Here is a 15,594-nt window from a genome sequence, read left to right on the forward strand (position 1 = left end):
CGCTCAGCCCCCTTCGGCCGGGCGGGCGGCGGCCGGCCCGAACGCGCCGGTCCGCTGCTGGAAGGCGGTCACGTAGTCGGCCGCGGCGATCGGCGCCCGCAGCAGTTCCGGGGACAGGTTGAACCCGTCGATCAACGTCTCGGCGTACGGCGCGATCCGCGCGCACAGCGCGTCCGCCTCCTGCGGCAGCCGCTCCACCTGATCGGCCGTCAGCGTGCCGCGCGCCAGGAACCAGCCCGCGTCCCGCCGGATCTCGGTCAGCCCGTACAGCGCGGCCAGCAGTCCGAGCGCCGTGCGCGCCGTGTCGTCCCGCGCCGTGTCCACCGCGGCCGTCAGGCACTCCAGCGCGGTGCGCACTCCACGGGCCCGGGCCATCTCCAGGCCGCCGTTGACGGTGTCGTTCCACGCCTCGAAGTACGTCCGGTCCCGGGAGTCGTCCGCCATGGCCGCCCGGGCCGCCCGCAGCAGCTCCCGCTCCCGGTGACGCAGCGCCGCCAGCAGGAATTCCGGGTCCGCGAGGCTGCGGCCCCGTGGATCGGGGGCCGCAGCCGGCTCCTCCGAGTCGTCGCCCTCCGCGATGATCTGCCCGGCCGTGGTGGCCAGCAGCACCTGGTTGTCGCCCTCCGCGGTGACCAGGCCCTGCAGCAGCGAACCGTAGTCGGCGATCCGGTTGACGCTGAAGATGCCCTGGGCCCCGCAGCGTTCCCGGCAGACGGCGATGACCTCGGTCATCTCCCATGTGGACAGCGCCTTGGTGATCGAGACCAGATGGTTCAGCCCGGCGGGCGCCCCTTCCCGCGGCGCCGCCGTGAACTCCCGCTTGGCGTGGTTGAGCAGCAGGGTCATCGCGTACGTCTTGGCCAGCGCGGTGAACAGGGCGAGCTGGTGGCTGCGGTACTCGATGACCGGCAGGTCGTTGCGGCCCGGTGCGTTCGTGAGCCGCTGCGCCGCGTACCGCAGGGCGATGTACACGGCGGCGCGGCCCGCGCCGGTCGCCGCGCTGGAGACGCACAGCCGCCCCGGCAGGATCCGGTTCATGGCGCGCAGGAACCGCTTGCGCCGGTTGCCGGGGGCCGGGCGGAAGACGCCCTTCTCGTCGAACCGGCCCATGTCGCCGTGCAGCAGGTTGCGGCGCGGCACGCGCACGTGGTCGAACCAGGTCAGGCCGTTGTCGAGGCCCTGAACGGGCTTCTCCGGGCACGGTGCCGCGTGCACCCCTTCGCACAGCCGCTCGCCGTCGCTGATCCGCACCAGGAACGGGAACACGCCGTGGTCGGTGCCGTCCGCCTTCAGCCGGGCCATCACCACGGCCAGCTTGGGGATGTCCTGGAACCCGCTGTACGACATGTACTTCTGGGCGAGCGCGTCGGGCGTGTTGAGCACGAACGTCTCGGTGTCGGCGTCGTACACGGCCTCGGTGCGCAGGGCGGCGACGTTGTTGCCGTAGCCCAGTTCGGTGGCCATGTACGGGCTGAACGAGTCCAGCCGGTCCAGTTCGTCGAAGAGGTCCTTCAGGTCGTCCCGCGCGCCGTGCTCCACGACCGTGCCGAAGGCGAGGTTGTAGTGCACCATCAGCAGCGAGAACACCGAGACGTCCAGGAGCGAGGGCCACTCGGCCAGGGCGAACAGCCGCCAGGGGTCCGCGAGGATCTCGCGGGGGCGCTCCAGCGCGGCATGCACGGCCCTCGACCGCTCGTAGGCCAGCTTCCCGGCCTCGGTCATGGTCAGCCCCTGGCGGGGGTCGAACACGGGGTCCAGCAGCAGTTCGTGGAGGTCCTGGTGGGTCTGCTCGTACCTGCCGTCGAACAGGAGCCGGGACAGGTCGGCGCGGGCCGACGAGGTCATCTGTGAGTCCTTTCCTGCGGGGCGGTTCGTGGGGTCCGGCGCGGGAGGCGGGCGGCTGCGGTCAGGCGGACGCGATCAGCAGCGCGGCGTTCTGGCCGCCGAACCCGAAGGAGTTGCTCAGGGCCACGTCCACGCGCCCGCTGCGTGCCGTGCCGTGCACGACGTCCACCTCGATCCTCGGGTCGACCTCGGTGGTGCTCGCCGTCGGCGGGACGACTCCGTGGTGCACGGTGAGCGCCGCGAACGCGGCCTCGATGGACCCGGCCGCGCCCAGGGGGTGCCCGGTGACTCCCTTGGTGGAACTGACCTGTGCGTGCGCGCCGACGACCCGGCGGATCACTCCGGCCTCGACGACGTCGTTGAGCGGCGTGGAGGTTCCGTGGGCGTTGACGTACTCCACGTCCCGGCCGGTGAGACCGGCGTCCTTCAGCGCCGCTCGGACGGCGAGTTCGGCGCCCCGGCCCTCGGGGTGCGGAGAGGTCACGTGGTGCGCGTCCGCGGAGGCGCCGTAGCCGATCACCCGGGCCAGCGGCCGTATGCCGCGGGCCCGCGCGTGCTCCTCGGACTCCAGCACGACCACGCCGGCGCCCTCACCGAGCACGAACCCGTCGCGGCTCGCGTCGAACGGGCGGGAGGCTGTCCGCGGGTCGTCCAGCCGCCGTGACAGCGCCCGCATCCTGGCGAACGAGGACACGTACAGCGGAGTGACCGGCGCCTCGGCGCCGCCCGCCACGACGATGTCCGCCAGTCCCGACCGGATCAGCTCCCGGCCGAGGCCGATCGCGCTGGCCCCGGCGGCGCACGCGGTGCACGGCGCCATGCAGGGCCCGTTGGCGCCGATGTCGATCGCCACCTGGCCCGCCGCCATGTTCAGCAGACCCATCGGCAGTGTCATCGAGGAGACCTCCGACGGGCCCTCCTCGATCAGGACGCGGTGCTGCTCCTCCAGGGTCGCGGTGCCGCCGGCACCCGAGCCGAGGATGACGGCCACCCGTGCGCTGTCCGCCCAGGCACCGGGCCGCAGCCCGGCGTGGTCCAGGGCTTCCCGCGCCGCGGCGACGGCGAACTGGGAGTATCGGTCCCACTGCCAGGCTCCCCGCAGGCCGAGTGCGGCCGGGTCGAAGCCGGGCACCCGGCACGCCATGGTCACGGGCAGGCCGTCCAGATCGGCGTGGTGGGCGGCCGTGGGGCTGCCCACCGTCACGCGGTGCCAGTTCTCCTTGGTCCCGATGCCGGCCGGCGTGACCAGCCCGATCCCGGTGATGGCGGCGGCGAAGCCGGTCATCGGACGGTGGCGGTCTTCTGCTCGACCGCGGCGACGACGTCGGCGACGACGGCCATCTCGGACAGCTCCTCATCGGGGATCGCCACGCCCAGCCGCTTCTTCAGGGCGGTGGCCAGCTCTATCTGCGACAGCGAGTCCAGTCCGAGGTCGTCGAAGGTGGCCTCGGGCACCACCGTCTCGGGGTCGAGGCCGAAGCGGGCGACGAGGACCTCGACGACGGATTCGAATGCGGAGCTCATGTGGTTCCTCCTGGCATGGGAAGGGGCGAACGGGAAGGGACGAAGACGACGGAGGTACGGAGCGGTATGGAGCGGTATAGAGCGGTATGCAGCGGTATGCAGTGGTGTGGAATGGCGTGGAGTGGTACGAAGACGACGGCACAGCGCGGCACCGGAGAACGGCCGCACTCCGTCGGCGGTGAAGGCCGAGCGGTGGACCCGGCGGTGGGACCGAGCCTGAACCCGGGGGTCAGGGCCGAGCACTGACTCGGTGGTGAACCCGGCGGTGCGGGACGCCCGTCAGCCGACCGGCTCGGCCTTGATGTCGGGCCAGACCAGCGTGGCCGAGCCCCAGGACAGGCCGGCGCCGAACGCGGACAGCAGGACGCGCTGCCCTGCGCGCAGGTCGCCGCGGGCGGCGTAGTCGTTCAGCAGCAGCGGCACCGACGCGGCCAGCGTGTTGCCGACCTGGTCGATGTTGACCGCGACCCGCTCGTCCGGCACGCCCATCTCCTCCGCGACCGCCCGCACGATGCGGATGTTGGCCTGGTGACCGGCGAACCAGTCGACGTCCGCCACCGCCCAGGCGGCGCGTTTGAGGGCGGTCAGCGCCGACTGCGTCATCCGCTCGACGGCCTGCGTGTAGAGCGGACGGCCCTGCATCCGCAGGTACCAGTCGTCCGTCGGCACCGTGCCGTGCCCGAGCCCGCCGTCGGCGGAACGCTGCCGTGCGCCGCCGGCCGGGATGGCGAGCAGGTCGGCGAGCGCCCCGTCGCTGCCCAGGTCGAACGGGCCCAGCGCGCCGGGCTCGTCCGCCTCGCCGCGGCGCAGCACCACCGCGCCGGCTCCGTCGCCGAAGATCGGCGCGGTGGTCCGGTCCCGCTGGTTCACGAGCGTGGTGAACGCCTCCGCCCCGATGAACAGGACGGTGTCGGCGGTGCCGGACGCGATGAGACCGCCCGCGGTGGCGAGCCCGTAAAGGAACCCGCTGCACGCCGAGGTCAGGTCGAACGCGGCGACGGTGTCCAGGCCCAGCCGGGAGGCGACCTCCGGCGCCACCGCCGGGCAGAGCCGCTCGGGCGAGGTGGTCGCCACGACGACGGCGTCCACGGCGCTCACCCCTGCCGAGCGCAGGGCCCGGGCGCCGGCCTCCACGGCCAGGTCACCCGTCGACCGACCGTCGGCGACCACCCGGCGCTCCCGGATCCCGGTCCTGGTGCGGATCCAGTCGTCGGTGGTGTCCAGTGTGCGTGCGAGGTCGTCGTTCGTGACCGCCTTGGGCGGGAGGAAGCCCCCGATTCCCATGAGTACCGCCGCCATCGACTCACCCTCCTCATGGCCGCTCACACGGCCTGACCTGGCCTGGCATCAGGCTTGCCGATGGCCGGACAGGCGGGCAATTGGCCCTTGGTACACCCACGGCGAGGCGTGTACCAAGGGCCAATTGACCCCCTCCCGCGCCGGTTGCGACTCTCCATGAGATGACCTTGAAACCCACTGCTCTCGCAGCGCTCCTGCCGGCCGGACGGGTGATCGACGACCCGGCACGGCTTGCCGCCTTCGCGCACGACGAGGCCGCCGGCGCGCCCTACGCCCTCCCGGCGGCCGTGGTACAGCCCCGCGACACGGCCGAGGTCGCGGCCGTCGTGGCGTACTGTGCCGAACGCGGCGTGCCCGTGGTGGCCCGCGGCGCGGGAACCGGTCTGTCCGGCGGCGCCAACGCGACCGCCGGCTGCGTGGTGGTCTCCTTCGCCGGGATGAACCGCATCCTGCGTATCGACCCGGACGAGCGCCTCGCCGTGGTGCAGCCCGGTGTCGTGAACGACGACCTCCGGGCGGCCTGCGCCGCCAAGGGCCTGTGGTACCCGCCGGACCCGGCCAGCGCCCCGTGGTCGACCATCGGCGGGAACGTCGCCACCAACGCGGGCGGGGTGTGCTGTGTGAAGTACGGGGTGACCCGCGACTACGTGCTGGGGGTGGAGGCGGTCACCGGCCGTGGCGAGGTGGTCCGGCTGGGCCGCCGGACCGCCAAGAGCTCCGCCGGCTTCGAACTGGCCGGGCTGCTGGTGGGTTCGGAGGGCACCTTGGGGCTGGTCACCGAGGTCACCCTCCGGCTGCGCGGCGAGCGTGCCCAGGAGCACGCGGTGGTGGGGTTCTTCGACGATCTGCCGGGCGCGGGCCGGGCCGTCGCCCGTGTGGTGGCCTCCGGCGTGGTGCCCAGTGCCCTCGAACTCGTCGACCGCTACTGCCTGCGCGCCGTCGACGAGTGGAAGAACATGGGGCTCACGGACGGCGGCAACGTGCTGCTGCTCGCCCGGTGCGACGCGCCCGGAGCGGCCGGCGCCGAGGAGGCCGACACGGTGCTGGCCTGCTTCGAGGCCGCCGGCGCCGCCTGGAGTGCCCGCTCCGCCGACCCGGCCGAGGCGGACGCCCTGTTCGCCGCCCGCCGACTGGTCTACCCCGCGCTGGAGCGTCTGGGCCTGGTGCTCAGCGAGGACATCTGTGTCCCGCGCACCCTCGTCGCCGACATGCTGGCCCGCATCGAGCGCACCGCCGAGCGGCACGGCGTCCGCATCGCCGGACTCGCCCACGCCGGGGACGGCAATCTGCATCCGATGCTGGTCGTGCCGCGCGGCGACGAGCGTGCGCTGGCCCGGGGCAGGGAGGTACTGGAGGAGGTCGTCGACCAGGCCCTCGAACTGGGCGGTACGGTGACCGGCGAGCACGGTGTGGGCCTGCTGAAGATGCGCGGCCTGACCAGGGAACTCGGCCCGGCCGTGCTGGAGCTGCACCGGGGCATCAAGCAGGTGTGGGATCCGGCGGGGATCCTCAATCCGGGGAAGGTCTTCACCGACGCCTGAGAACTCCTGCCGGAACGATCTCAGGCGCCGTCGGCGGACGAGCGCGTGGCCTGGGATGCGGCTTGGCCTGGGATGCGGCTTGGTCCGGGATGCGGCTTGATCCGAGGTGCGGCTTGCGGCCGGCGTGGGTTTCACGCCGGGAGCCTGGTCCCGGCCGACACTGCGGCCGGGACAACGGCCGGGACCGGGCGGCGGGTCCCGGCCGTTGTCGTAGCCACGGCCGGCCGGCGCCGACGACGTACCGTGTCGGCGGTCACGCGAGCACCGGCGAGGTCGTGCCGATGGTCACGCGAGCACCGGTGAGGATCGGGCCGGCGGGCAAGCGAGCACCGGCGCGGTACTCAGCCGGCCTCCGCCGTGCGGCATTCCGGGTGGCCCCAGCCCTGGGGGTTCTTGGCGATGGGCTCGCCGGCCGCGTAGGAGCGGCCGCACGGGCAGCGGCCGGGGAACTTCGCCTTGATGGTGCGCGACGAGGCGCCCCCGCTCCGCTTGGCGGCCGCGGGCCGGCGGCGCGGGGCCTTGGGCTGCGGGGCGCCGGACGAGGGCGGCGGCGCGGGCGAGCCGAGCGCGCTGCCCGCCGCCGCCTGCGCGGTCGCCGCCTGGCTCGCGGCCCGGTCCGCGAAGTCGTTGAGCGGATCGCCGTCTACCTGGTGGGCGGGCACGTAACGGAAGTCGACGGAACGGCCGTCGAGCAGTTCGTCGATGCGCACGACCAGGTCCTGGTTGGCGACCGGCTTTCCGGCGGCCGTCTTCCAGCCGTTGCGCTTCCAGCCGGGCAGCCAGGTGGTGACGGCCTTCATCGCGTACTGCGAGTCCATCCGGACCTCGAGCTCCACACCCGGGTCGGTCGCCGCCAGCAGCCGTTCCAGGGCGGTGAGTTCGGCGACGTTGTTGGTGGCCCTGCCCAGCGGGCCGGCCTCCCAGCGCACCGGGGTCCCCCCGTCGTCGGAGACCACCCACGCCCAGCCCGCCGGACCCGGATTTCCCTTCGAAGCCCCGTCGCACGCGGCCACCACACGTTCACGCATGGCCTCGATCATGCCACGGCCGGACCCGGCCCCCGACCGGCCCCGGGGCTCCCCGGGAAGGACCTCAGGAGACGTCCTTCAGCCGCGGCGGTTCGCCCTCGGCCCGGGTGACGTCGATCACCGAGAACTGCGCGCCCTGCGGGTCGCCGAGCGCCGCGAACCGGCCGTAGGGGCTGTCCATCGGCCCGAACCTCAGCACACCGCCGAGCTTGGTCGCCTTGGCGACGGCGTCGTCGCAGTCGGGGACGACGAAGTAGACGTTGATGTAGGACGGCACCTCGGGCGGGAAGTCGTCCGTCATCCTCATCCGGCCCAGGACGGTGTCGTCGCCGAGGTTGAACAGGCGGAAGTCGACCGCGTCGTCCTCCATCTGCTGGGCGCGGTAGGAGAAGACCGCCGTGAAGAACGCGTCCGTGCGCTCGGGGGCCCGGGTGAACACCTCGGCCCAGCCGTAGGCGCCCGGCACGGCGGTCGCCTCGAAGCCCTCGTGGACGCCCGGCTGCCAGACGCCGAACACCGCGCCGCCGGGCTCGCGGGCCAGGCACATGGTGCCGAAGTCACCGACCCGCATCGGCTCCATCAGGACCTCGCCGCCGTTGTCGCGGATGCGCGCGGCGGTCGCGGCCGCGTCCCGCGACGCGAAGTACAGGCACCACTGCGACTGGCCGTCCTGGCCGGGCATCGGCGGGACGACGGCGGCCGCCGCCTTGCCGTCCGCGTAGGCCTGGGTGTAGTTGCCGTACTCCGACGACGTCTCGCCGAAGGTCCAGCCGAGGACTTCGCCGTAGAAGCGCTTCGCGCCCTCGATGTCGCCGAACATCGCATCGGCCCAGCAGGGGGTTCCCTCAGGTCGTACGGCCATGATCGTGGCCCTCTCCCGAATCGGCGGTCGGTCCGTCCACTCACGCTAGCCATCCCCGCACCGGACCGCGCGCCGAACGGTTCGGCCCCCTCCAGACTGGAAAGGAGCCGGACGGCCGGGGCCGGTCTTCGACGGGACGAGGTGCGGACATGGCGGACGGGACGATGCGCGCGTGGTCGGTGGTCACGCCCGGGCCCGTGGAGTCGGGGGGCCTGCGGCTGGTCGAGAAGCCGGTCCCGGTCCCCGCGGACGGCGAACTGCTGGTGCACGTGCGCGCGTGCGGGGTGTGCCGGACCGACCTGCACGTCACGGAGGGCGATCTGGCGGTGCGCCGGGCGGGCGTGACGCCGGGGCACGAGGTCGTCGGCGTGGTCGCCGGGACCGGGGCCGCGGTGGAGGGCTTCGCCGCCGGCGACCGGGTGGGCGTGGCGTGGCTGCGGTGGACGGACGGGACCTGCGGGTACTGCGCGCGCGGGGCGGAGAACCTGTGCCCGGCGTCGCGGTACACCGGCTGGGACGCCGACGGCGGCTACGCCGAGTACACGACCGTGCCGGCCGCCTTCGCCTACCGCCTGCCCGGCACGCTCGACGACGTGGCCGCCGCGCCGCTGCTGTGCGCCGGCATCATCGGCTACCGCGCGCTGCGCCGGGCCGCGCTGCCGCCGGGCGGACGCCTCGGCCTGTACGGGTTCGGGGGCAGCGCCCACCTGACCGCGCAGCTGGCGCTCGCCGAGGGCGCCACCGTGCACGTCCTCACCCGCGGGGCGGCCGCGCGGCGGCTGGCGCTGGACCTGGGCGCCGCGTCCGCGCGGGACGCGTACGAGACGCCGCCCGAGCCGCTGGACAGCGCGATCCTGTTCGCCCCGGTGGGCGACCTGGTCCCGGTCGCGCTGCGCGCCCTCGACCGCGGCGGCACCCTGGCCGTCGCCGGCATCCACCTCAGCGACACCCCGCCGCTGCACTACGAGACCGAGCTGTTCTACGAGAAGCAGGTGCGCAGCGTCACCTGCAACACCCGCGCGGACGGACGCGAGTTCCTGGCCGGAGCCGCCCGGCACGGCGTGCGCGCCACCACGCACACGTATCCGCTGTCGAAGGCCGACGAGGCGCTGGGGGACCTGAAGGCCGGCCGGTTCGACGGGGCGGCGGTCCTGCTGAACGACCTGTCCTGAACGCCCCGCAGCGCACGACCGCCCCGACTCGCCCGTCCCTGCCCTGCCCTGCCTGGTCGGCTGGCCGAGTGACCGGCCGGCCTGCCACGGTCACTCGCCCGCGTGCGCCTTCTCCAGGGCGGCGACGTCGAACTTGCTCATCGACATGAACGCCTCGGTCGTGCGGGCGGCCTTCTCCGGGTCCGGGTCGCTCACCATCTCGACGAGCCCTGTCGGCACGACCTGCCAGGACAGGCCGTACCTGTCCTTCAGCCAGCCGCACGGGCCGGGCTCGCCGCCGCCCTCGGTGAGCTTGGTCCAGTAGTAGTCGATCTCCTCCTGGCCGTCGCAGAAGATCTGGAACGAGACCGACTCGTTGAACCTGAATTCCGGGCCGCCGTTCAGCGCGACGAACTTCTGGCCGTTGGCCGTGAACTCCACGGTCATGACCGAGCCGGCCTGGCCCGGTCCCGCATCCGAGTAGTGGCTGACGCGCCCGATGCCGGAGTTCTTGAAGATCGAGACGTAGTAGTGCGCGGCCTCCTCCGCCTGGCCGTCGAACCAGAGACAGGTGACGAAACCCTCGGTGCTCATGGCTACCTCCTGGAGCGTGGAACGCGGTCACCTGTATCGACCGCCCCACGCCAAGAAACTCATCGGTGCGGCAGCGCCCCGAAGGGGCACGGGTACCGCGCGCCCAGCCACGACGGCGCGGCAGCCGTTCCACGACACAGCACCCCAGCGGAGCGCTTACGCTTCCGGATATGACACCCGCACCTGCCGACAGTATCCGTCCGTTCCGTCTGGACGTCCCGCAGAGCGACCTCGACGACCTCCATGAACGCCTGGACCGCACCCGCCGGCCGGACGCCCTGCCCGGCACCGGATGGGCGTACGGCGTACCGGCGGACTACCTCGACGAACTGCTGCACCACTGGCGGCACGGCTACGACTGGCGGGCCGCGGAAGCGCGGCTGAACGAGTGGCCGCAGTTCACGACGACGATCGACGGCTCCACCGTCCACTTCGCCCACGTCCGCTCCCCCGAGCCGAACGCCACCCCGCTGATCGTCACGCACGGCTGGCCGGGCTCGATCGTGGAGTTCCTGGACGTCGTGGGACCGCTCGCCGACCCGGCCGCGCACGGCGGCGACCCGGCGGACGCGTTCCACGTCGTCGTACCGAGCATTCCGGGCTTCGGGCTGTCCGGTCCGCCGGCCGACACCGGCTGGGAGGCGGGCCGGGTCGCCGACGCGTGGGCCGAGCTGATGCGGCGGCTGGGCTACGAGCGGTTCGGCGCGCAGGGCGGCGACTGGGGCGCGGCGATCTCGCGGGAGCTGGGCCGGGCCCATCCGGAGCGGGTGATCGGCGTGCACCTCAACCTGCTGCCGGGCGCCCACCAGGCGACGGAGCCGACGCCGGAGGAACTGGACGCGCTCGGCGCCGAGGAGCGGGAGCGGACGCTGCTGTCGTGGCGCCGGTGGAGCGAGTGGTCGCGCGAGGGCACCGGGTACGCGGTCCTGCAGTCGACGCGGCCGCAGACCCTGGCGTACGCGCTCACCGACTCGCCGGCCGGACAACTGGCCTGGATCGTCGAGAAGTTCCGGGAGTGGACGGACTCGGAGCGGTTGCCGGAGGAGGCGGTGGACCGGGACCGGATGCTGACCAACGTGATGCTGTACTGGCTGACCGGGACCGCCGGTTCCGCGGCCCGCATCTACTACGAGCGCGCGCACGCCACGGGCCGCGCCGCCCGGCCCGCCGAGCCCTCGACCGTGCCGACGGCGCTGGCCCTCTTCCCGGCCGAGCCGCAGATCCCGCTGCGGCACAAGGCGGAGCGCACCGAGAACCTCGTGCGGTGGACGGAGTTCGACCGGGGCGGGCACTTCGCGGCGATGGAGGAGCCGGACCTGCTGGTCGCGGACGTGCGGGCGTTCTTCCGGCAGTTGCGCCAGAAGGAACTCGACTGACAGCCCCTCACGTCGGGCCCGACCGACGGGCCCGACTGGCGGGCCCGTCTGACGGACCCGGCTGACGGACCCGGCTGACGGACCCGGCTGACGGACCCGGCTGACGGCTTCGCCCGCGGCGAATCTGCTGCGGGCAGAGAAATCCGCAGGTGAAGGGCGTCCGGGCGGAGAGTGGAGGGCGCGGCGCCACCGGCCGCACCACGACTCGACAAGGAGCGCCCATGTCTCCACTCACCGCCGGCCCAGGTCCGGCCCTGCTGCCCCGGGCCGAGGACGGCGACACCCCGCCCACACGTTTCGACGACCACCTCGCCGCCCAACTCCTCGCACAGCGCATCGTGTTCCTCGGCACCGAGGTCAACGAGGTCTCCGCGAACCGGATCTGCGCCCAGCTGCTCCTGCTGTCGGCGGAGGACCCGCGCACCGACATCAGCCTGTACGTCAACAGCCCCGGCGGGTCCGTGCATGCGGGCCTGGCCATCTACGACACGATGCGGCTGATCCCGAACGACGTCTCCACGCTCGCGATGGGGTTCGCCGCCAGCATGGGACAGTTCCTGCTCAGCGTCGGGGCGGCCGGGAAGCGGTACGCGCTGCCGAACGCGCGGATCATGATGCATCAGCCGTCCGCGGGCATCGGCGGCACCACCGCGGACATCGAGATCCAGGCGGAGAACCTGGAGTTCACCAAGCGGACCATCGAGCGGATCACCGCCGAGCACACCGGCCAGAGCCCGGAGACCATCTCCCGGGACGGCGACCGCGACCGCTGGTTCACGGCCGAGGAGGCCAGGGAGTACGGGATGGTCGACCGGGTGGTGGAGTCCCTCGCGGACGTCCGCCCGGCCGCGACGAGGCGACGGATGGGGCTGTGACCATGGGGAGTTACACGATTCCGAACGTCGTCGAGCGCACCCCGCAGGGCGAGCGGTCCTACGACGTGTTCAGCCGGCTGCTGTCGGAGCGGATCATCTTCCTCGGCACCGAGATCGACGACGGCGTCGCCAACGTCGTCATCGCGCAGTTGCTCCATCTGGAGTCGGCGGCGCCGGACAGCGAGATCGCGATCTACCTCAACTCCCCCGGCGGATCGTTCACCTCGCTGATGGCGATCTACGACACGATGACGTTCGTGCAGGCGCCGATCTCGACGTTCTGCGTCGGGCAGGCGGCCTCCACCGCGGCCGTCCTGCTGGCCGGCGGGGATCCCGGGCGTCGGTTCGTGCTGGAGCACGCCCGTGTGCTGCTCGGGCAGCCGGCCAGCGCGGGACGGCAGGGCACGGTCTCCGACCTCTCCCTCCAGGCCAAGGAGATGGTCCGCATCCGCGCGCAGGTCGAGGATGTGCTGTCGCGGCACACCGGCCACGACATCGCGACACTGCGCGCGGACATGGACCGCGACAAGGTGTTCACCGCGCGGGAGGCGGTGGCCTACGGCCTGGCCGACGAGGTGCTCGGCCGGCGGCTCGGCACGGTGTGACCGGTCCGCCGCTCAGGCTGCCAGGCACAGCCCGTCGTACGGCGTCCTCGAAGCCCGCGGGCCGCTGTGCCGTTGCCGGGTGAGTTCCCCCTGCGCCAGCGACAGCAGGTCGCCGAGGCCCAGGCCGAGGGCGCGGGCGGCGGCCGCGAGGACTTCCGAGGAGGCTTCCTTGCGGCCCCGCTCGACCTCCGAGAGGTAGGGCATGGAGATGCGGGCGGCGTCGGCCACGTCCTTGAGCGTGCGTTCCTGCGCCAGCCGTTCCCGGCGCAGGACGTCACCGACCAGGTCGCGCCAGAGCGGCTCCTGGGGCTGTTCCCCCTTCCGGGCCCCGTCGGGGGCGTCCGCGGGCCGCGGGGCCGGCGGAAGCGAAGAACGCGACGGATGCGATGAATGCGAAGGACGCAGCTGACGCGAGGGACGCGACGGACGCAGCGGAATGACATGGGCTTCGTTCGGCCTCTGGTTGCTCACCTGCCCAGCCTAGGAACGCCGGCCGCCGTGGGAAGGGTCCGGCGTTCCGCCCTGCGAGAAGCGCGCGGACCGGCCTCCGGCGCCGGACGGCGATCCGCGCCTCTCCCGGACTCTGTGAAAGGCTGGTCCGGAGGTACCCGAGAGGCGGTGGCGGCGCTGGTTTTCCGCCGACGCGGCACGCGGGGGGCATGGTCCGTCATGCACGGGGTACGCGCAACCGGGAAGGACCCGAGCCAGACAGCACAAGACGTCGGACCGAGACTTTCGTGGGAGAGGGAATGAAAACCGCCGTGAATCGGTCGAAGGCAGAGGTCGCGACCAGGACCGCCGCGGCCGGCACGGGCGACGAGGCACTGCCGGGCATCGCGGATCCGCGGGCCGTCGCCCCGCGCGACGCACGGGAGCTGTCCCGCCAGTTCTTCCGGCGCCTCTCGGAACTCGAGGAGGGCACGCACGAGTACCAGTACGCGCGCAACACCCTCATCGAGATGAACATGTCGCTGGTGCGGTTCGCCGCCGGACGTTTCCGCGGGCGCGGCGACGACATGGAGGACATCGTCCAGACCGGGATGATCGGCCTCATCAAGGCGATCGACCGGTTCGAACTTTCGCGCGAGGTCGAGTTCACCTCCTTCGCGCTGCCGTACATCGTCGGCGAGATCAAGCGCTTCTTCCGTGACACCACGTGGGCCGTGCACGTGCCGCGGCGGCTGCAGGAGCTGCGGGTGGAGCTGGCCAAGGCACGCGAGGAGCTCGCCAGCCGGCTGGACCGGGAGCCGACCGTCGCCGAGCTGGCCACGCTCATGAACATCTCCGAGCGCGAGGTCGTCGAGGCCCAGATCGCCTCCAACGGATACAACTCCGCGTCGCTGGACGCCGCGCTCACCGGCGACGGACCGGAGGGCGGCGAGGCGGTCCTGGCCGACTTCATCGGCGTCGAGGAGGACGGGCTGCGGCTCGTCGAGGACTTCCACTCGCTCGCTCCGCTCATGGCCGAGCTGGGCGAACGGGACCGGCAGATCCTGCACATGCGGTTCGTGGAGGAGGCCACCCAGGCGGAGATCGGCAAGCGGCTGGGCTGCTCCCAGATGCACGTGTCCCGCCTGATCAAGCGGATCATCGCGCGGCTGCGCGAGGGCATGCTGGGCGAACTCGGCTGCGCGTGAGGCCGCGTGCTCGGCTGCGCGTGAGGGCACGCGGCCTTCGCGGTCAGTCGCCGCGCAGGCGTACGACGGCGCACACCCGCTTGCCCACCGGAACCCGCTCGACGGTGACCCGCTCCGCGACGACGTGCACGATCTCCAGGCCGTGCCGGCCGACGCGCTGCGGGTCACGGGGGAAACGGCGCGGCAGGGCGGCGCTGCTGTCGTAGACGCACACGGTCACGGTGGCGTCCGTGCCTTCCAGCTCCAGGATGTACGGCCCGTTGCTGTGCCGGTCGGCGTTGGTGACCAGCTCGCTCACGACCAGGAGGATCTCGTCCTCGGCGCGGCTGCCGATCTCGGCGCACCATTCGGTTCTCAGCCGGGCGACGAAGTGCGCGGCGAAGGACCGCGCCTCGGCGATGCACCCCGGTTCACCGCTGTAGTGCGCCGCCCGCCGAAGCGGCTCCACGGGCACGTCGAAACCTGTCGGAACCACTGCCCCGCCCACTTGGTCGATCATGCGTTTCTCTCTCGAAGCCGGACTGGCCGGACGTCTGCTGCACCACTGCTCGTACCCCGCCCCGGGCCGCACAGTCCCCTGCCCCGGCCGGAAAGGGCGGAAAAGGCGCCTGGCCGACGCGGTGCCCGGCGCCTGCGGTGCACTGTACGCGGAGACGGCACACGGACACGGGCGCCGAGCCCGACTCGCAAGACGACGAGGGGCACGCGGCGAGGGGAGACGACCGGAGCGCGGCGCGGCCGACGCGGACGGCCCTTCGGGTGGATTTGGACGTACAGGCAGATTCGGGCGTACAGGAGGACAGAACATGGCACTGGCACTCGAGGACCGCCTGGCCGTCATCGAACTGATCGCGCTGCACGGTCATCTGGTCGACGAGGGCGAGCTGGGCCGGTGCGGGGAGGTGTTCACCCCGGACGTCGTCTACGACCTGGCCGGCTTCGGACAGGGCCGGCTCACCGGACTCGCCGCCCTGCGCGACGCGGCACTGGCGCTGGGGGCGGCGAACCCCGTGGCGCACCATGTCACCAACGTCGTCGTCGAGGACGTCACCGACGGCCGGGTCCGGGTCCGCTCCAAGGGGCTGGGCATCATGGCGGACGGCTCGTGCGGCTCCGTGACCTACGAGGACGTCGTGGTCCGCGTCGACGCCGGCTGGCGGATCTGCCACCGCAAGGTCGTGCCGCGCCGGGAGCCGCTGAACGGCCTGTACCGGGAAGAAGCCCCGGCCCGCCGCCCGTGACCGGCGCCGCCGCGCC

The 15,594-nt window shown here is 72.8% G+C and carries 16 protein-coding genes; 7 read left to right on the forward strand and 9 right to left on the reverse strand.

Going from position 1 to position 15,594, the window contains the following annotated elements:
- Positions 1-3 precede the first annotated feature (3 nt).
- The 4 genes from AB0G63_RS12480 to AB0G63_RS12495 all read right to left on the reverse strand — a co-directional run bounded on the left by AB0G63_RS12480 (position 4) and on the right by AB0G63_RS12495 (position 4,668).
- Positions 4-1,845 carry an acyl-CoA dehydrogenase gene (locus AB0G63_RS12480; protein ID WP_360748449.1) on the reverse strand — a complete coding sequence of 614 codons (1,842 nt, stop codon included), beginning with the start codon at positions 1,843-1,845 and terminating at the stop codon, positions 4-6.
- Positions 1,846-1,906: 61 nt separating this feature from the next.
- Positions 1,907-3,130, reverse strand: a complete 1,224-nt coding sequence (locus AB0G63_RS12485; RefSeq protein ID WP_360748452.1) for a beta-ketoacyl-ACP synthase II — start codon at positions 3,128-3,130, stop codon at positions 1,907-1,909.
- Complete coding sequence (locus AB0G63_RS12490) at positions 3,127-3,369, reverse strand: acyl carrier protein (protein WP_360748455.1); 243 nt, start codon at positions 3,367-3,369, stop codon at positions 3,127-3,129. The genes AB0G63_RS12485 and AB0G63_RS12490 overlap by 4 nt, the downstream gene beginning before the upstream one ends.
- 279 nt (positions 3,370-3,648) lie before the next feature.
- Positions 3,649-4,668, reverse strand: a complete 1,020-nt coding sequence (locus AB0G63_RS12495; RefSeq protein WP_360748458.1) for a beta-ketoacyl-ACP synthase III — start codon at positions 4,666-4,668, stop codon at positions 3,649-3,651.
- Positions 4,669-4,829: 161 nt separating this feature from the next.
- Here AB0G63_RS12495 and AB0G63_RS12500 point away from each other — a divergent pair, with 161 nt between their 5' ends.
- On the forward strand, positions 4,830-6,209 hold the full coding sequence (locus AB0G63_RS12500) for an FAD-linked oxidase C-terminal domain-containing protein (protein ID WP_360748461.1): 1,380 nt from the start codon (positions 4,830-4,832) through the stop codon (positions 6,207-6,209).
- Between the two features lie 341 nt (positions 6,210-6,550).
- Here AB0G63_RS12500 and AB0G63_RS12505 read toward each other — a convergent pair whose 3' ends face one another.
- Together AB0G63_RS12505 and AB0G63_RS12510 are read right to left on the reverse strand one after the other, a co-directional pair.
- Entirely contained in the window at positions 6,551-7,249 is a 699-nt protein-coding gene (locus AB0G63_RS12505; protein WP_360748464.1) for a ribonuclease H, read from the reverse strand.
- A 52-nt stretch (positions 7,250-7,301) separates the two neighbouring features.
- Positions 7,302-8,099, reverse strand: coding sequence for a VOC family protein (locus AB0G63_RS12510; RefSeq protein ID WP_360748467.1), 798 nt, complete (start codon positions 8,097-8,099; stop codon positions 7,302-7,304).
- Positions 8,100-8,263: 164 nt separating this feature from the next.
- Here AB0G63_RS12510 and AB0G63_RS12515 point away from each other — a divergent pair, with 164 nt between their 5' ends.
- The gene (locus tag AB0G63_RS12515) at positions 8,264-9,271 is read left to right on the forward strand and encodes a zinc-binding alcohol dehydrogenase family protein (RefSeq protein WP_360748667.1); all 1,008 of its coding nucleotides are present in this window, start codon (positions 8,264-8,266) and stop codon (positions 9,269-9,271) included.
- Positions 9,272-9,361: 90 nt separating this feature from the next.
- Here the strand turns inward: AB0G63_RS12515 and AB0G63_RS12520 are convergent, their stop codons facing one another.
- The gene (locus AB0G63_RS12520) at positions 9,362-9,844 is read right to left on the reverse strand and encodes a VOC family protein (RefSeq protein ID WP_360748470.1); all 483 of its coding nucleotides are present in this window, start codon (positions 9,842-9,844) and stop codon (positions 9,362-9,364) included.
- Positions 9,845-10,014: 170 nt separating this feature from the next.
- Here AB0G63_RS12520 and AB0G63_RS12525 point away from each other — a divergent pair, with 170 nt between their 5' ends.
- From AB0G63_RS12525 to AB0G63_RS12535, 3 genes are all read left to right on the forward strand, one after another.
- Positions 10,015-11,220 (forward strand): epoxide hydrolase family protein, encoded by a 1,206-nt coding sequence (locus AB0G63_RS12525; RefSeq protein ID WP_360748473.1) that lies wholly within the window; start codon positions 10,015-10,017, stop codon positions 11,218-11,220.
- A 221-nt stretch (positions 11,221-11,441) separates the two neighbouring features.
- The gene (locus AB0G63_RS12530) at positions 11,442-12,095 is read left to right on the forward strand and encodes an ATP-dependent Clp protease proteolytic subunit (protein WP_360748476.1); all 654 of its coding nucleotides are present in this window, start codon (positions 11,442-11,444) and stop codon (positions 12,093-12,095) included.
- 2 nt (positions 12,096-12,097) lie between these two features.
- Positions 12,098-12,700, forward strand: a complete 603-nt coding sequence (locus AB0G63_RS12535; RefSeq protein WP_360748479.1) for an ATP-dependent Clp protease proteolytic subunit — start codon at positions 12,098-12,100, stop codon at positions 12,698-12,700.
- Positions 12,701-12,712: 12 nt separating this feature from the next.
- Here AB0G63_RS12535 and AB0G63_RS12540 read toward each other — a convergent pair whose 3' ends face one another.
- Positions 12,713-13,171, reverse strand: coding sequence for a helix-turn-helix transcriptional regulator (locus AB0G63_RS12540; RefSeq protein WP_360748482.1), 459 nt, complete (start codon positions 13,169-13,171; stop codon positions 12,713-12,715).
- A gap of 278 nt (positions 13,172-13,449) precedes the next feature.
- Between AB0G63_RS12540 and AB0G63_RS12545 the strand changes: the two genes are divergently transcribed.
- Entirely contained in the window at positions 13,450-14,337 is an 888-nt protein-coding gene (locus tag AB0G63_RS12545; protein WP_360748485.1) for an RNA polymerase sigma factor SigF, read from the forward strand.
- Between the two features lie 43 nt (positions 14,338-14,380).
- Here the strand turns inward: AB0G63_RS12545 and AB0G63_RS12550 are convergent, their stop codons facing one another.
- A complete protein-coding gene (locus AB0G63_RS12550; RefSeq protein WP_360748488.1) occupies positions 14,381-14,836 on the reverse strand; it encodes an ATP-binding protein in 456 nt (151 codons plus the stop codon).
- Positions 14,837-15,143: 307 nt separating this feature from the next.
- Between AB0G63_RS12550 and AB0G63_RS12555 the strand changes: the two genes are divergently transcribed.
- Positions 15,144-15,578, forward strand: coding sequence for a nuclear transport factor 2 family protein (locus AB0G63_RS12555; protein ID WP_360748491.1), 435 nt, complete (start codon positions 15,144-15,146; stop codon positions 15,576-15,578).
- The last annotated feature ends 16 nt before the right edge of the window (positions 15,579-15,594 follow it).

Origin of the sequence: Streptomyces sp. NPDC020996 (assembly GCF_040641355.1) — a bacterium.
Lineage (GTDB): Bacteria > Actinomycetota > Actinomycetes > Streptomycetales > Streptomycetaceae > Streptomyces.

Bases quoted from the DNA above. Each gene is read 5' to 3' on its own strand.
- AB0G63_RS12480 (WP_360748449.1), bottom strand. From the start codon at position 1,845: ATGACCTCGTCGGCCCGCGCCGACCTGTCCCGGCTCCTGTTCGACGGC.
- AB0G63_RS12485 (WP_360748452.1), bottom strand. From the start codon at position 3,130: ATGACCGGCTTCGCCGCCGCCATCACCGGGATCGGGCTGGTCACGCCG.
- AB0G63_RS12490 (WP_360748455.1), bottom strand. From the start codon at position 3,369: ATGAGCTCCGCATTCGAATCCGTCGTCGAGGTCCTCGTCGCCCGCTTC.
- AB0G63_RS12495 (WP_360748458.1), bottom strand. From the start codon at position 4,668: ATGGCGGCGGTACTCATGGGAATCGGGGGCTTCCTCCCGCCCAAGGCG.
- AB0G63_RS12500 (WP_360748461.1), top strand. From the start codon at position 4,830: ATGACCTTGAAACCCACTGCTCTCGCAGCGCTCCTGCCGGCCGGACGG.
- AB0G63_RS12505 (WP_360748464.1), bottom strand. From the start codon at position 7,249: ATGATCGAGGCCATGCGTGAACGTGTGGTGGCCGCGTGCGACGGGGCT.
- AB0G63_RS12510 (WP_360748467.1), bottom strand. From the start codon at position 8,099: ATGGCCGTACGACCTGAGGGAACCCCCTGCTGGGCCGATGCGATGTTC.
- AB0G63_RS12515 (WP_360748667.1), top strand. From the start codon at position 8,264: ATGCGCGCGTGGTCGGTGGTCACGCCCGGGCCCGTGGAGTCGGGGGGC.
- AB0G63_RS12520 (WP_360748470.1), bottom strand. From the start codon at position 9,844: ATGAGCACCGAGGGTTTCGTCACCTGTCTCTGGTTCGACGGCCAGGCG.
- AB0G63_RS12525 (WP_360748473.1), top strand. From the start codon at position 10,015: ATGACACCCGCACCTGCCGACAGTATCCGTCCGTTCCGTCTGGACGTC.
- AB0G63_RS12530 (WP_360748476.1), top strand. From the start codon at position 11,442: ATGTCTCCACTCACCGCCGGCCCAGGTCCGGCCCTGCTGCCCCGGGCC.
- AB0G63_RS12535 (WP_360748479.1), top strand. From the start codon at position 12,098: ATGGGGAGTTACACGATTCCGAACGTCGTCGAGCGCACCCCGCAGGGC.
- AB0G63_RS12545 (WP_360748485.1), top strand. From the start codon at position 13,450: ATGAAAACCGCCGTGAATCGGTCGAAGGCAGAGGTCGCGACCAGGACC.
- AB0G63_RS12550 (WP_360748488.1), bottom strand. From the start codon at position 14,836: ATGATCGACCAAGTGGGCGGGGCAGTGGTTCCGACAGGTTTCGACGTG.
- AB0G63_RS12555 (WP_360748491.1), top strand. From the start codon at position 15,144: ATGGCACTGGCACTCGAGGACCGCCTGGCCGTCATCGAACTGATCGCG.